The sequence below is a fragment of the Burkholderia sp. MS455 genome, assembly GCF_016899445.1.
Lineage (GTDB): Bacteria > Pseudomonadota > Gammaproteobacteria > Burkholderiales > Burkholderiaceae > Burkholderia > Burkholderia pyrrocinia_C.
Genome location: NZ_CP041777.1, coordinates 126,330 through 140,942 on the forward strand (window position 1 = coordinate 126,330; position 14,613 = coordinate 140,942).

Genomic DNA, 14,613 nt, shown 5'->3' on the forward strand with positions numbered 1-14,613 from the left:
CGCATCGTTGGTCATTGCACCGACACGCACCGACACGCGCCGGCCGCCGCGACGGGCGACGTGGCCGGCACGGCGCACCCGAACGGGCGCGATCATCAAACGTCGCTCTCCATCGCGCCATCGACCGCATGGTCCGCTGCCTGTTCGTTCGCCATCACCGCAAGCAACGCCGTGCGAAACGCGGCCATCTCCGCCGCGGTGCCGATGGACACGCGCAGGTATTCCGGCGGGCCGGACTCGCGAATCAGGACGCCGTGGCGCAGGAGCCCGCTCCAGATCCGGTGGCGATCGGCAAACTTGCCGAACATCACGAAGTTGGCGTCCGAATCGGCCACGGTGAAACCCTGGCTGCGCAGCCAGCAAACGATTGCGTCGCGCTCGGCCTTGATCGCGTCGACCTGCGACAGCATCTCGTCACGCGCGACCAGCGCCGCGCAGGCGGCCGCCTGCGTAAAGGCGGACAGGTGATAGGGCAGCCGAACCAGCTTCAGCGCTTCGACGATCGCAGGCGCGCATGCGCAATACCCGACGCGGCCGCCCGCGAACTTGAACGCCTTGCTCAGCGTGCGGGTAACGACGAGCCGCGGATGGTCGGGCAGCAGCGTCACCGCGCTGCGGACGCCTTGGCGCCGGAACTCCGCATACGCTTCGTCGACGACCACCACGCCCGGCGCGGTGTCGAGAATGGCGCGGATATCGTCGACGGGAAGCGCGGTCCCGGTCGGGTTGTTCGGCGACGTCAGCAGAATCACGCTCGGTCGATGCTCGCGGATGCTGTCGATCGCCTGATGCAGATCCAGCGCGAAATCCTCGGTACGCGGCAACGTATGCAGGCGCGTGAAGGTCGTGCGGCAGTATTCGTCGTACATCTGATACGCGGGCGTAAAGGCCAGCGCCGCTCGCCCCGGGCCGCCAAACGCCTGAAGAATCTGCTGGATCACTTCATTCGAACCGTTGGCTGCCCAGACGCTCGATGCGTCGATCGTCACGCCTGTATCGTGCGCCAGATAAGCGGCCAGATGCGCTCGCAGCTCGGCAAAGTCGCGGTCGGGATAGCGGTTCGCCTGTCGCGCCGCGTCGGCCACGGCAGTCGCGATGCGCTCGACGAGCGATGGCGACGGTGGATACGGATTCTCGTTGACGTTCAGGCAGACCGGCACGTCGAGTTGCGGCGCCCCATAAGCGTGCTGCAACCTGAGATCCTCCCTGAGCGGCAAATCCGACAGGGACACTTCTTTCCACGGTCGTTGCATTGGAAACACTCCGTACGTTATCGATTGATCGGCGCAGCAGGTTTTTAAGGCGACAAAAAACAAAAAAGGCGCCAGAGGCGCCTTGGTTGTCGTCTTGATCGGGAAAGCCCCGATTCAAGTGCTAGATGCGAAACGATCCACGGCGCAACAAAGGGCGTCCGTGGTGATGGTGCAGGTGGGTCGTCGCGTTTCGGATCTTCATGCGCTGCATCATGACATACGCCGATCCTGATGAATAGCCGGCGTCGTGATGAATTCCGCGGAATGCGCGCTGCAATCCCGATCGGCGTCGTCGAGTGCCAGGGTCCGTCATTTGTGCGGAAAGGAACCGAAAGCTTGTTGAGAATGGCCATTACGTCTGACGATAAGCGGTAACAAGCGTGGTATTCCGAATCAAATGCGCACCGGTAATTTGAACAATGCCGCTGGTTGAGTAAGATTCGCGCAAGACGTTCGACAAAAACGCACGGCGCGGGGTAGCCAGATGCAACGGAACGGATTGATTCCATTGGCATGGATCGATGACATCTACGCTGCGGCACTGGGCGATCAGCGATGGGAAACGGCGCTGGACGGGCTGCGATCGACGGTCGGCGTGCGCATGGCCACGCTGCTGTCGTTCGACGACGCGGCGAGGGTGCCGGCGATCGAGCAGGCGGCCGGCGACGACGCGTCGTGGGTCGCCGCGTGTTATCACACCTACAACACCGAGTTCTACCGGTATGACCCGGTCGTGCCGGTCGCCGGCAACTGGCCGGCGGGCCGCTGGTTCGAGGACGTCAAGCACCTGTCCCCGCGACAGCGCACACACGGCGTGTTCTATCAGGAATTCCTGCGTCCGTATGGGCTCGGCAGCATCTCGGGCCTGTATATCCATCGCGAAGCGGGGGCCGGCGCATTCCTCAGCGTACAGAGCGGCCCCGAATCGCAAGGGCTATCCGGCGATCAGCGCCGCACGATCGAAATCATGGGTACGCATATCAGCCGCGCGCTGCGGATCCAGGCGCGCATCGGGGAACTCGAGGCACGCGTGGCCGCTGCGGAATCGGCGCTCGATGCGATTCCGGTACCGGTGTTCCTGCTCGGCGCGCATCGCGAACTGCTTTATACGAATCTCGCGGCCGATCAACTGATCGCGGCGGAACCGGCAATGCGGATCGTGAACGGGCGCTTCGCGCCGGAAGGCTGCGTCGACGATGCGCAATGGCGGCACGCGTTCGCGTGCGGCGGGTTGCTGCTGCGCCGTGCGACGGGCGAACCGTTGTCGCTCGCGCTGATGCCGATTCCCGAACAGTCGCGCCTCCTGCGTGAACGGCCCGGCGTCGCGGCACTGATGACGGCCGCCGACCTGCGTTCGCCGGCGGCCCGCGCGCAGCGGCTGCGCGTGTTCTACGGGCTGTCGTCGGCCGAAGCCGATCTCGCCGTGCTGCTGTGCTGCGACGGGCTGTCGCCGCAGGAATGCGCGGCGCTGCGCGGCGTGTCGATCGGCACGGTCCGCGCGCAGATCAAATCGATCTACGCGAAGACGGATGTGGCACGCGCGGCGCAACTGACGTCGCTGGTCATGCAGACGTGACGGCGCGGCAAGCGCCCGCGCTTGCACGGATTCCTCCCGAACCTTCGTCGTTCCGCCGCACACGATGCGTGTGCCGGCACGTGCTCTTGGCCGCACGCGGGCGTGCTTGCGTCGTGGTCAGTCATCCTATAACGAAAGCAACCGAAGCGAAAGCTTGCTTTCCGGCGTCGGGAAACCAGCCACGCGGGCAGCTGACTCAAACGCGGATCCATTTCCGGAAAACGTTTCGCTGAAAACCGCCAGAACAGAGAACGCGATTCCACGACTTCTGCCGAAAACCCCGGCGGTAGTGATTATAGGGGTATGCACCAAGTGAGTTAAACGATTAACCGACGTACATTCGCGTCAACACATCATACGACGTATGACTCTGCGGCTCGGGGAGAGCGCATCGCCGCCGAACGCGCATGCCGACGGATCGCCGCACAACAACGAACGACCATCAAGGAGACTCACCATGAAGCATCGATGCACCGGTTCCCGTACCGCACTGGCCGTCGCGCTGCTGGCCGGCTTCGCGATGTCCGCGCAGGCGCGCGTGTTCCGCTCGGCGGACGTGCACGGCGACAACTTCCCGACCAACATGGCGGTGAAGTTCATGGGCGACGAACTGTCGAAGCAGACGGGCGGCAAGGATTCGATCAAGGTGTTCGGCAACAGCGCGCTCGGTTCCGAAAAGGACACGGTCGACCAGGTCCGGATCGGCGCGATCGACATGGCGCGCGTGAACGGCGCGTCGTTCAACGAGATCGTGCCGGAATCGCTGATCCCGTCATTCCCGTTCCTGTTCCGCGACGTCGATCATTTCCGCAAGGCGATGTACGGCCCGGCCGGCCAGAAGATCCTCGATGCGTTCACCGCGAAGGGGATGATCGCGCTGACGTTCTACGAGAGCGGCGCGCGCTCGATCTACGCGAAGCGCCCGGTGCGCACGCCGGCCGACATGAAGGGGCTGAAGGTGCGCGTGCAACCGTCCGACCTGATGGTCGACGAGATCAGGGCGATGGGCGGCACGCCGACGCCGATGCCGTTCGCCGAGGTATACACGGGCCTGAAGACGGGCCTCGTCGACGCGGCGGAAAACAACCTGCCGTCGTACGAGGAAACGAAGCACTACGAAGTGGCGCCCGACTATTCGGAGACGCAGCACGCGATGACGCCTGAAGTGCTGGTGTTCTCGAAGAAGGTCTGGGACACGCTGTCGCCGCAGGAGCAGGCGGCGATCAGGAAGGCGGCGGCCGATTCGGTGCCGTACTACCAGAAGCTGTGGACCGCGCGCGAGGCGTCCGCGCAGCAGGCGGTGGCGAAGGGCGGCGCGAAGATCCTGCCGGCCGCGCAGATCGACCGCGCGGCGTTCGTGAAGGCGATGCAGCCGCTGTGGACGAAGTATGAAAAGACGCCGCAGATGAAGCAGATCGTCGACGAGATCGAGGCGACCAAGTGACGCGTCGCACTTCCCTGAACAGCGCGGCGGCCGCTAGTTCGCCGGCCGCCGCCCCGGACGGCGCGGCGCCGGCGCGGCCGCATGCCGCGCCGCTCCTGCGCTGCGTGAACGACGTGCTGTTCCGCGTGCTGGCCGTGATCGCGTCGGCCTGTCTCGCGGTGCTGACGATGCTGGTGTTCTACGCGGTGGTGATGCGCTACGTGTTCGAGAACGCGCCGGATTTCGTCGAGCCGATCGCGCTGCTGCTGGTGATCGTGATCGCGATGTTCGGCGCGGCGATGAAGGTGCGCGACGGCGGCCATATCGGCCTCGATTCGCTCGTGCGCCGGCTGCCGCCGAACGCGCGCACCGCGGTCGTCGCGATCCAGCACCTGAGCCTGATCGCGTTCGCGATCGCGATCATGGTCGGCTGCGGCAGCATGGCCGCCGAGACGATGGGCGACCGCATTCCGATCATCGGGCTGCCCGAAGGCGTGCGCTACCTGATCACGATGCCCGCGGCGGTCGCGATCATCCTTTTCTCGCTCGAGCACCTGCTCGCGCTTCGTCGTTCTTCGTCGGGACAATAACGCCATGGAACTCGCGATCCTGTCCGTCAGTTTTCTGATTTTCCTCGTGCTCGGCGTGCCCGTGTCGTTCGCGCTCGGGATAGCCTGCGTGCTGACCTATATGGTGGAAGGCTTGCCGATCGCGACCGCGATGCAGGCGATGATCTCGGGGATGAATGCGTTCTCGTTCCTCGCGGTGCCGTTCTTCATCTTCTCGGGCGAGCTGATGCTGCACGGCGGCATCGCGGACCGGATCCTGCGCTTCGCGCAGGCGACCGTCGGCCATTTCCGCGGCGGCCTCGGGATGGCGAACGTCGTCGCGTGCACGCTGTTCGGCGGCGTGTCGGGCTCGCCGACCGCCGATACGTCGGCGATGGGCGGCGTGGTGATTCCGCTGATGAAGCGCGAAGGCTACAGCGCCGCGTACGCGGTCAACGTGACGACGCATGCGTCGCTCGCGGGCGCGCTGATGCCGACGTCGACCAACATGATCATCTATGCGTTCGCCGCGCAGGGGATCACGGGGATGCTGCACGGCCAGCCGGTGAGCGGCGTGTCGATCGGCGACCTGCTGTTCTCGGGGCTGCTGCCCGTGCTGTGGGTGATGGGCTTCGTGCTCGCGGCCGCGTACTGGCAGGCCGTGCGTCACGGCTATCCGCGCCGTGCGGACGGCTCGTCCGCGCTGCCCGCGTTTCCCGGCTGGTATGCGGTGCTGCGCAGCTTCGTCGGCGCGGTGCCCGGGCTGATGGTGATCGCGATCATCCTCGTGTGCGTCGCGAAGGGGATTGCAACCGCGACCGAAGCGGCCGCGATCGCCGTCGTGTACTCGCTCGTGCTGACCGCGATCGTCTACCGCACGCTGACGGTCGAGAAGCTGCGCCGCGCGCTGTCGCATGCGGCGCGTACGACGGGTGTCGTGCTGCTGCTGATCGCGGTGTCCAACATGCTGCGCTTCCAGATGTCGTACCTGGAGATCCCGGATGCGATCGAAGGGCTGCTGAAGCAGTCGACCGCAGCGCCCTGGCTGATGCTGCTGTACATCAACATCATCCAGGTGTTCCTCGGCACGTTCGTCGACATGGCCGCGCACATCCTGATCACGACGCCGCTGTTCCTGCCGATCGCGATGGCGTGCGGCGTCGGGCCGGTGCAGTTCGGGATCATGCTGCTGCTGAACTGCTCGCTCGGCCTCGTGCATCCGCCGATCGGCTCGGTGCAGTTCGTCGGCTGCGCGATCGGCAACGTATCGATCGGCGAGACCACGAAGATGGCGTGGCCGTACTACCTCGCGATCTTCAGTGCGATCAACATCGTCACGTACATGCCGTTCTTCTCGACCTGGCTGCCGAGCGTCATCAGCGGGCACGCGGTGTTCTGATCGCGCGTTGCGCTTGTCTTCACTCGTCGCGGCGCCGGACGACCGAGGTTGTCCGGCGCCGCAGTTGCATGTGTCGTTCGCTTTCCTTCACCTGAAGACTCATGAACACGAAAACACTCCGGCGCGCCGTTGCCACGGCCGCATTCGGGATGGTCGCGTCGCTCGCGCACGCGGCGACGTATGCGTACGTATCGAACGGCGACAGCCGCGACATCTCGGTGTTCGGCATCGACACGTCGAACGGCGCGCTGACCGCGATCGAAACCGTACCGGTCGGCGGCACCGTGATGCCGATGGCGCTGTCGCCCGATCATCATCGCCTCTATGCGGCGCTGCGCTCGACGCCGTACCGCGTCATCAGCTTCGCGATCAACCCGCTCGACGGACGGCTGATCGAGCTCGGCCGCGCGCCGCTCGCCGACAGCATGGCTTATGTCTCGACGGATGCGTCGGGCCGCTATCTGTTTTCGGCGTCGTATGGCGGCAACCTGCTCGCAGTGAACCGGATCGACGCGAACGGCGTCGCGGCCGACGTGCAGCAGACGGTGAAGACCGGCCCGATGGCGCACGCGATCCGTCAATCGCCGGACGGCCGCCACGCGTTCGCGTCGGTGCTCGGTGCCGATGCGTGGCTGCGGCTGCCGTTCGATGCGTCGACGGGGACGCTGACCGACGTCGCGACGCCGGCGTACCGGCTGCCGGAGAAATCCGGCCCGCGCCATTTCGTGTTTTCGTCGAACGGGCGCTTTGCATACCTGATCGACGAACTCGACGGCAAGCTGCACGTGCTCGCGCTGTCGCGCGGCGGCGCGGATGTGCGGCCGATCCAGGCCGTATCGATCCTGCCGCCGGATTTCCATGGCGACAAGCCGTGGGGCGCGGACCTGCACCTGACGCCGGACGGGCGATTCCTGTATGCGTCGGAGCGCACGTCGAGCACGCTCGCCGCATATCGCGTCGACGCCGCGTCGGGCACGCTCGCGCGGATCGGCACGTTCGCCACCGAGAAGCAGCCGCGCGGCTTCGGCATCGACCCGTCGGGCAACTATCTGCTCGCGGCCGGGCAACTGTCGCCGACGCTTGCCGTCTACCGGATCGACCGCGGCACGGGCCGCCTCGACGAAATCGGCAAATACCCGGTCGGCAAGGGCGCGAACTGGGTGGAGATCGTCACGTACGACGGGACGAACTGACTGGCGGCATACGGCGCGGCGTTTTCGTCGCTGCACGATATGCGGCTCGTCACACGCACGTCCGCTACCTGTGCGATGATGCGCCGCTTTGCGTTCGTCGCAGCACGCCGCAGACCGCGGCGCCCGCTTCCGGGCCGCTGCCGATCGTGTTGACATCCGGAGACGACATGCCCGCACACACCATTCATGGCAGTACCCTGCATTACCAGGACCACGGCACCGGATTTCCGGTACTGCTCGGGCACAGCTATCTGTGGGACGCGGCGATGTGGGCGCCGCAGATCGACGCGCTGTCGCGCAAGTATCGCGTGATCGTGCCGGACCTGTGGGGGCATGGCGCATCGGGCGCATTGCCGGAGGGAACCCAGACGCTCGACGATCTCGCCGCGCACGCGAGCGCGCTGCTCGACGCGCTGGAGATCGAACAATGTGCGGTCGTCGGCCTCAGCGTCGGCGGTATGTGGGGCGCGCGGCTCGCGTTGCGCGAACCGCAGCGCGTCCGCTCGCTCGTGCTGATGGATGCGTCGTTGGAGGCCGAGCCCGATGCGACGCGCCTGCGCTACTTCGGCATGCTCGATGCGATCGCCGCCGCGGGCCGCATCGCGCCGCCGCTGCTCGATGCGATCGTGCCGCTGTTCTTCCGGCCGGACGTCAATCCGGCGGACCCGGTGCCGACCGCGTTTCGCGACGCGCTGGCGAACCTGCCCGCCGACCGGCTGCGGCAATCGATCGTCCCGCTCGGCCGGTTGATCTTCGGCCGGCCCGACACGCTGCCGGCGCTCGCCGGCCTGGACGCCGAGCGCACGCTGCTGATGTGCGGCGCGGGCGACATGGCGCGCCCGCCGTCGGAAACCGTGAAGATGGCGAGCGTGATCGGCTGCGCGCATGCGCTGGTGCCGGATGCCGGCCACATCTCGAATCTGGAAAATCCCGCGTTCGTCACGCGCGCGCTGCTCGACTGGCTCGAAGGGCAGCGGTTGTCGTCGAACTGACGTACGCACGCGCGGGCGACGCCGGCGGCACCTGCCGCGCGGCGCCGCATCACGCCGAACCGCGTCACGCGCGCTCGCTGACCGGCGTGAATTTCCTGCCTGGCACGCGGGCTTGTTCGGCACCGCCGCGAACGAGGCTCAGCGCTTCCGCACGGCTCGACACGCACGGCCCGGAACCGGGCAGCGGCTGGCGCGCAGTCTCGCGCAGCGCGAGCACCGACACGATGCCGATGAACGACGCGCCCATTAGGTAGTACGCGGGCATCATCAGGTCGCCGGTGCGATCGACCAGCCACGCGGTGACGAGCGGCGTCGTGCCGCCGAACAGCGATACCGACACGTTGAAGCCGATCGCGAGCGCGCCGTAGCGGATCCGCGTCGGGAACAGCGCCGGCAGCGCCGACGGCATCACGCCCGTGAACGTCGACAGCAACGTGCCGTAGATCAGCATCCCGCCGAACACGGGCAGCATGCCGCCGGTGCGGATCAGCATCAGCGTCGGCACCGACAGCACGAGCAGGCCCACGCAGCCGGCCATCATCACCGGCTTGCGGCCGACCTTGTCCGACAGATGCCCCGCATACAGCGTCATCGGCATCATCAGCACCATCACCAACAGCACCATGAACAGGCTGTGCGATTCGCGCAAGTGCAGCGTCGCCGACAGGTAGCTCGGCAGATACGACAGCGCCATGTAGTCGGTCACGTTGAAGATCAGCACGAGGCCGACGCATTGCAGCAGCGGCTTCCATTGTTCGGCGAGCAGCGTCGCGAAGCCTTGCTTCGGTCGCGCGCGTTCGTCCGCCTCGCGTGCTTCGGCTTCCTTCTTGAATGCGGGCGTTTCCTCGAGCTTCAGCCGGACGTAGAGGCCCACGAGGCCGAGCGGCCCGGCGATGAAGAACGGCACGCGCCAGCCCCACGACAGCAGCGCGTCCTGCGACAGCGTCGCGGTCAGCAGCGCGACCGTCGCCGCGCCGAGCGTATAGCCGATCAGCGTGCCGAATTCGAGGAAGCTGCCCATGAAGCCGCGGCGCTTGTCGGTCGAGAATTCGGCGATGAAGGTGGCCGCGCCGCCGTATTCGCCGCCGGTCGAGAAGCCCTGCACGAGGCGGGCGACGAGCAGCAGCACGGGCGCCATGATGCCGATCGACGCGTAGCTGGGAATCAGGCCGATCGCGAAGGTGCCGGCGGCCATCATGATCATCGTCGCGGCGAGCACGCGCTGGCGGCCGATGCGGTCGCCGAGCGGGCCGAACACCATGCCGCCGAGCGGGCGCACGAGGAATGCGGCCGCGAACGTGCCGAAGGTCGCGAGCAACTGCGCGGACGGGCTGCTGGACGGGAAGAACACCTTGCCGAGCGTGACGGCGATATAGCTGTACACGCCGAAGTCGAACCATTCCATCGCATTGCCGAACGCCATTGCGCCCACCGCGCGCTTGAGGACGGCAGGGTCGACGATCGTGATGTCGTCCAGCTTGACGGACTTGCGCGAAGACCGGGCTTTCGCGGGGTGCGCTTGCGACTGGCTCAATGAACTCTCCTGGAATTGCCTTGGCGGTCAGCCGGGCGGACATGCGACGAAGTAGTGCGGGCCGATGGACAGCGAAGGCGGATGTCTAGGGGGGCCTCGATGTCGGTGGGATGACGCGCGCAGCGGGCGACACCGGGCAGGCGTGTTGTGCGAACCAGTTTAGAGAATCGGGCGCAACCGGCTATCGGTCATGCGCCCGCAATTCGGTCGTAAACGACACGGGTTCGAGCGCTGCGTGTGGTGCCGGATCGGGCGTTTGCGAGCGGGCTTCGCTACCGGGCCGCGTACGACATGGCGCAGCGAAACGCGCCGTGGCAGCGGTTGGCGCATCGATATCGAAGGGGCGAGCGGGCCGTGCACGAACCCGCAGCGTGCCTGGCGCGATCGTTCGACCGGCGCGCGCCAGTTGGTCTTCGGATGGCCTGGCGATGAAGAAACGGGCCAGTGCGCGGGCCTTGGCGTCGGGTGCAAGTGCATCGTGGGCCGGCCCGACATCCGGCTGTCGGCCGGATGCCGGTGACGTGCCGCGATCAATTTCCGGCCGAAGCCGTCGCGATCGGCGTCGCGTCGTGATGCTGGATCGCGTAAATCTGGCGATTTCGCGCGATCTCCGCGTGCGACGGCGGATAGTCGTTCCGGTTCGACGGCAGCAGGCCGTCGGCTTCGGCATCGATCAGTTGCTGGCGGACTTCGGCGCGCGTGAGCGGCGCCTGCGTGGACTGGGCGAAGGCCTGCGTGCCGAACGGCAGGCTCAGCGTGGCAACGACGAAAGCGGCGACGAGTTTCATGACGGCTCCTGGATGGATGAGTGAACGGGCGAGTGGGGATAGGCCCACGCTTCGAATTCTGGCCGCCGCGGCCGTCACCACCCTGACCCGCCGATTACGGTTTCGTCATCCGGGCGTGGCGCGCTTGCGCGCTGCCGTTCGCCCGCGCCGTTTCCCGGTAACATCGGCGCATGTCACCACCGAATGCGACGGAGTCGAATATGCGCATCCTGATAGTCGAAGACGAACCGAAGACCGGCGCGTACTTGAAGAAAGGGCTCGAGGAATCGGGCTTCAGCGTCGATCTCGCGAAGGACGGCGGCGAGGGCCTGACACTCGCGCAGGAAGAGAGCTACGACGTGATCGTGCTCGACGTGATGCTGCCCGTGCTCGACGGCTGGAGCGTGCTCAAGCGGCTGCGCGACACGCACGCGACGCCCGTGCTGTTCCTGACCGCGCGCGACGACGTGCAGGACCGCGTGCACGGCCTCGAACTCGGCGCGGACGACTACCTCGTGAAGCCGTTCGCGTTCGTCGAGCTGCTCGCGCGGATCCGCACGCTCGCGCGCCGCGGGCCGCCGCGCGAGACGGAGCGCATTTCGGTGGGCGACCTGGAGATCGACGTCGTGCGCCGCCGCGTGAAGCGCGGCACGGTGCGGATCGACCTGACGCCGCGCGAATTCTCGCTGCTGCAGTTGCTCGCGCGCAGGCAGGGCGAAGTGCTGAGCCGCACGCAGATCGCGTCGTACGTGTGGGACATGAATTTCGACAGCGATACCAACGTCGTCGAGGTCGCGATTCGCCGGCTGCGCGCGAAGATCGACGACGAGTTCGCGGTCAAGCTGATTCATACGGTGCGCGGCGTCGGTTACGTGCTCGAACCGAAGGAAGCCGCATGACGCTCGGCCGCTCGCTTGGCGCGACGCTCGCGCTCGGGTTCGGCGCGACCCTGCTTGCCGTATTCGCGCTTGTCGGCACATACGTGTACACCGGCCTCGAGCGGCAGGTGAGCACGCAGGACGACTTCGACATCGTGCTCGCCGCGCGGCATACGCGCCGGCTGGCGGGCGAACTCGATTCGCTCGACGCGGTGCGCGCGCATGCGGACCGGCTGACGAGCCAGGTGCTCGGCAACGAGGCGCTGTCGCTGGCCGTCGTCGACGGGCAGGGCGGCATACTCGCGCGCCACAACGTCGAGCGGACCGCGCTCGGGGATCTGCCCGGGACGGCAGCCGGCGCATCGTCGCCCGCGCTGCCGGTGCTGCCCGATGCCGAACTGTTTCCGCCGCACGCGACGCCGGTGCCCGCGAACGAACGGATTACCGCCGACCGGATCGCGACGTGGACCGCCGACGGCGGCACGCCCGTGCGCGGCGTCGTCGCCGAGGCCGCGTTGCGCGACCGCACGAAGATCCGGATCGCGATCGCGCGCAACATGAGCGATCGCGTCGAACTGCTCGACGGCTACCGCGACAAGCTGAAGATCGCCGGCGGCCTGGGCGCGCTGTTCGCGATGCTGCTCAGCTACTGGCTGATCCGCAAGGCGCTCGCGCCGCTGCGCGAGATCGTCGAGAACACGGGCCGGATCACCGTCGACAAGCTCGATACGCGGCTCGATGCATCGCGCGCGCCGCGCGAGCTGACGGCGCTGGTCGACGCGCAGAATGCGATGCTCGGCCGTCTGCAGCAGGCGTTCGGGCACCTGTCGCAATTCAGCGCGGATCTCGCGCACGACCTGCGCACGCCGCTGAACAACATGCGCGGCGCGACCGAGGTGGCATTGGCGCGGCCGCGTTCCGCCGGCGAATACCAGGCGCTGCTCGAATCGAATCTCGAGGAATACGACCGTCTCGCGCGGATGATCGAGAACGTGCTGTTTCTCGCGCGCGCCGAGCATCCCGGCTTCGTCACGCGGCAGCGTGCCTTCGACGTGCACGACGAACTGGAGCGCATCGCCGGCTATTTCGAAGGGCTCGCCGACGAAGCCGGTTCGACGCTGCACGTCGACGGGCACGGTCGGCTGACCGCCGATCTCGAGCTGTTCCGTCGCGCGGTCAGCAACCTGCTCGCGAACGCGCTGCGCTATACGCCGGCGGGCGGCGTGATCGTGCTGCGCGTCGACGAAACGGCGGACGCGGTATACGTGGTCGTCTCGAACCCGGGCGAACCGATCGATCCCGCGCTGCTGCCGCGCATCTTCGACCGCTTCGTGCGCGGCGACCCGGCGCGCAGCGGCGGCGTGCCGGGCGGCACGGCCGGGCTCGGCCTCGCGATCGTGCGTTCGGTGATGGAACTGCACGGCGGCACCGCACGTGTCGAGAGCGATGCGGCCGGCACGCGGTTCATCCTGACGTTCATCAAGACGCCGACGGCGTAGCGGCCGTGTGCGCGGCGGCGGTTGCGTCCGCACCCGCATCCGCACCGGCATGCCAGCCTCCGCCCAGCGCGGTCAGCAACCCGACCGCCGCCTCCATCCGGCGCGCGGCGATCTGGTCCGACAGACGCCGGTTCGTCAGCGCGATCGTCTGTGCGGTCACGACATCGAGGTAGCTGACGGCACCCGCGTTGAAGCGGTTGGTCGTCAGCCGCAGCGACAGGTCGGCCGCATCAGTCGCGCGCTGCTGGCTGCCAGCCTCCGACGCGAGCGCATCGAGCGTGGACAACTGATCCTCGACCTGCTGGAACGCAACCAGCACGGTTTGCCGGTAATCGGCGACCGTACTGTCGTATTGCGCATGCGCGCCGCGCAGCGACGCGCTGCGGCGGCCGCCGTCGAACAGCGTGCCGGCGAGCTGCGAGCCGAGCGACCAGAACAGGCTCGGTGCGGTGAGCCACGGCGCAAAGAACCCGCTTTCGAGCCCCGCGCTCGCCGACAGTACGAGATCGGGAAAGAACGCGGCACGCGCTTCGCCGATCTGTGCGTTCGCCGCCGCGACGCGACGCTCCGCCGCCGCGATGTCGGGCCGCCGTTCGAGCAGTTGCGACGGCACGCCGGCCGGGATCGCCGGCACGGCGAACGATTGCACGCGCGGCGGCAGCGCGAACGTCGACGCGCTTTCGCCGACCAGCGTCGCGATCGCGTGCTGGAGCTGCGCACGCGACGCATCGATGTCGGTGTCCTGCGTGCGGGTCGATTCGAGTTGCGTCGCGGCCTGCGCGACGGCCGACGCGTCGATCGCGCCGGCCGCGAGCTGCTGTTGCAGCAGCTTCAGCGCGTCCGCATACGCACGCACCGTATCGTCGAGCAACTGCTTTTGCGTATCGAGCGAGCGCAGCGCGAAATAGTCGGTCGCGAGCGTGGCCGTGACCGACAGCTTCACGGCCTGCAGGTCGGCCGCGCTCGCGTCGGCGTTCGCCTGCGCGCCCGTCACCGCATCGCGCACGCGGCCGAACAGGTCGGGTTCCCAGCTCGCGGCCACGCCGGCCTGATAGTCGGGCGTCGTCTTGCCGGCGAGCGACGAGCCGAGCTTGTTCTGCGACAGGCGCGCGCGGCTCTGCGCAACGCCGGCCGTGACGGTCGGCAGGAACCCCGCATGCTGGTAGTCGACCATCGCGCGCGCCTGCTGGAGATCGGCGACGGCTTTCTTCACGGTCTGGTTCGACACGTCGACACGCGCTTCGAGCGCGTTCAGGTCGGCATCGTCGAAGACGGTCCACCATGCGCCGCGCGGCGCGGCATCGGCCGGCGCCGCGACGTTCCAGCCCGGCTGGGCGGCGGGGGCGTTCGCAGCCGGTACGCCCGAAGCCGGTATGCCCGATGCCGGTACGCCCGCATAGTGCGCGGGCACGGCGACGGCGGGCGGCGAATAGGGCGGCAATGTCGAGCACGCGGACAACGCGGTCAACGCGGCGGCGACGCCGAGCGCGACGACGCGGCGGGTGAACGGAAGCGGACGGAGGAAGCGCATGATGGGTATCTCGTGAGTGT

Annotated in this window: 12 protein-coding genes; 8 read left to right on the forward strand and 4 right to left on the reverse strand. The window is 67.4% G+C overall.

Going from position 1 to position 14,613, the window contains the following annotated elements:
- Window positions 1-95: 95 nt before the first annotated feature.
- Complete coding sequence (locus FPJ27_RS00565) at window positions 96-1,253, reverse strand: histidinol-phosphate transaminase (RefSeq protein WP_204421031.1); 1,158 nt, start codon at window positions 1,251-1,253, stop codon at window positions 96-98.
- Between the two features lie 508 nt (window positions 1,254-1,761).
- Here FPJ27_RS00565 and FPJ27_RS00570 point away from each other — a divergent pair.
- From FPJ27_RS00570 to FPJ27_RS00595, 6 genes are all read left to right on the forward strand, one after another.
- The gene (locus tag FPJ27_RS00570) at window positions 1,762-2,829 is read left to right on the forward strand and encodes a helix-turn-helix transcriptional regulator (RefSeq protein WP_239483154.1); all 1,068 of its coding nucleotides are present in this window, start codon (window positions 1,762-1,764) and stop codon (window positions 2,827-2,829) included.
- A gap of 457 nt (window positions 2,830-3,286) precedes the next feature.
- Entirely contained in the window at window positions 3,287-4,273 is a 987-nt protein-coding gene (locus FPJ27_RS00575; RefSeq protein WP_204421033.1) for a TRAP transporter substrate-binding protein, read from the forward strand.
- The gene (locus tag FPJ27_RS00580; RefSeq protein WP_204421034.1) at window positions 4,270-4,842 is read left to right on the forward strand and encodes a TRAP transporter small permease; all 573 of its coding nucleotides are present in this window, start codon (window positions 4,270-4,272) and stop codon (window positions 4,840-4,842) included. Before FPJ27_RS00575 ends, FPJ27_RS00580 begins: the two co-directional genes overlap by 4 nt.
- A 4-nt stretch (window positions 4,843-4,846) precedes the next feature.
- The gene (locus FPJ27_RS00585; protein ID WP_072440514.1) at window positions 4,847-6,199 is read left to right on the forward strand and encodes a TRAP transporter large permease; all 1,353 of its coding nucleotides are present in this window, start codon (window positions 4,847-4,849) and stop codon (window positions 6,197-6,199) included.
- Between the two features lie 101 nt (window positions 6,200-6,300).
- On the forward strand, window positions 6,301-7,392 hold the full coding sequence (locus FPJ27_RS00590) for a lactonase family protein (protein WP_204421035.1): 1,092 nt from the start codon (window positions 6,301-6,303) through the stop codon (window positions 7,390-7,392).
- A 167-nt stretch (window positions 7,393-7,559) separates the two neighbouring features.
- Complete coding sequence (locus tag FPJ27_RS00595) at window positions 7,560-8,384, forward strand: alpha/beta fold hydrolase (RefSeq protein ID WP_204421036.1); 825 nt, start codon at window positions 7,560-7,562, stop codon at window positions 8,382-8,384.
- Window positions 8,385-8,448: 64 nt separating this feature from the next.
- On the opposite strand, the gene proP is transcribed toward FPJ27_RS00595, so the two are convergent.
- Window positions 8,449-9,918 carry a glycine betaine/L-proline transporter ProP gene (gene proP, locus FPJ27_RS00600; RefSeq protein WP_204421037.1) on the reverse strand — a complete coding sequence of 490 codons (1,470 nt, stop codon included), beginning with the start codon at window positions 9,916-9,918 and terminating at the stop codon, window positions 8,449-8,451.
- Between the two features lie 530 nt (window positions 9,919-10,448).
- Window positions 10,449-10,706 (reverse strand): DUF4148 domain-containing protein, encoded by a 258-nt coding sequence (locus FPJ27_RS00605; RefSeq protein ID WP_204421038.1) that lies wholly within the window; start codon window positions 10,704-10,706, stop codon window positions 10,449-10,451.
- A gap of 200 nt (window positions 10,707-10,906) precedes the next feature.
- Between FPJ27_RS00605 and FPJ27_RS00610 the strand changes: the two genes are divergently transcribed.
- Together FPJ27_RS00610 and FPJ27_RS00615 are read left to right on the forward strand one after the other, a co-directional pair.
- Complete coding sequence (locus tag FPJ27_RS00610) at window positions 10,907-11,584, forward strand: heavy metal response regulator transcription factor (RefSeq protein ID WP_204421039.1); 678 nt, start codon at window positions 10,907-10,909, stop codon at window positions 11,582-11,584.
- Window positions 11,581-13,062, forward strand: coding sequence for a heavy metal sensor histidine kinase (locus tag FPJ27_RS00615; RefSeq protein ID WP_204421040.1), 1,482 nt, complete (start codon window positions 11,581-11,583; stop codon window positions 13,060-13,062). The genes FPJ27_RS00610 and FPJ27_RS00615 overlap by 4 nt, the downstream gene beginning before the upstream one ends.
- On the opposite strand, the gene FPJ27_RS00620 is transcribed toward FPJ27_RS00615, so the two are convergent.
- Entirely contained in the window at window positions 13,043-14,593 is a 1,551-nt protein-coding gene (locus FPJ27_RS00620; RefSeq protein WP_204421041.1) for an efflux transporter outer membrane subunit, read from the reverse strand. The two genes, FPJ27_RS00615 and FPJ27_RS00620, sit on opposite strands and share 20 nt — an antisense overlap.
- Window positions 14,594-14,613 lie beyond the last annotated feature (20 nt).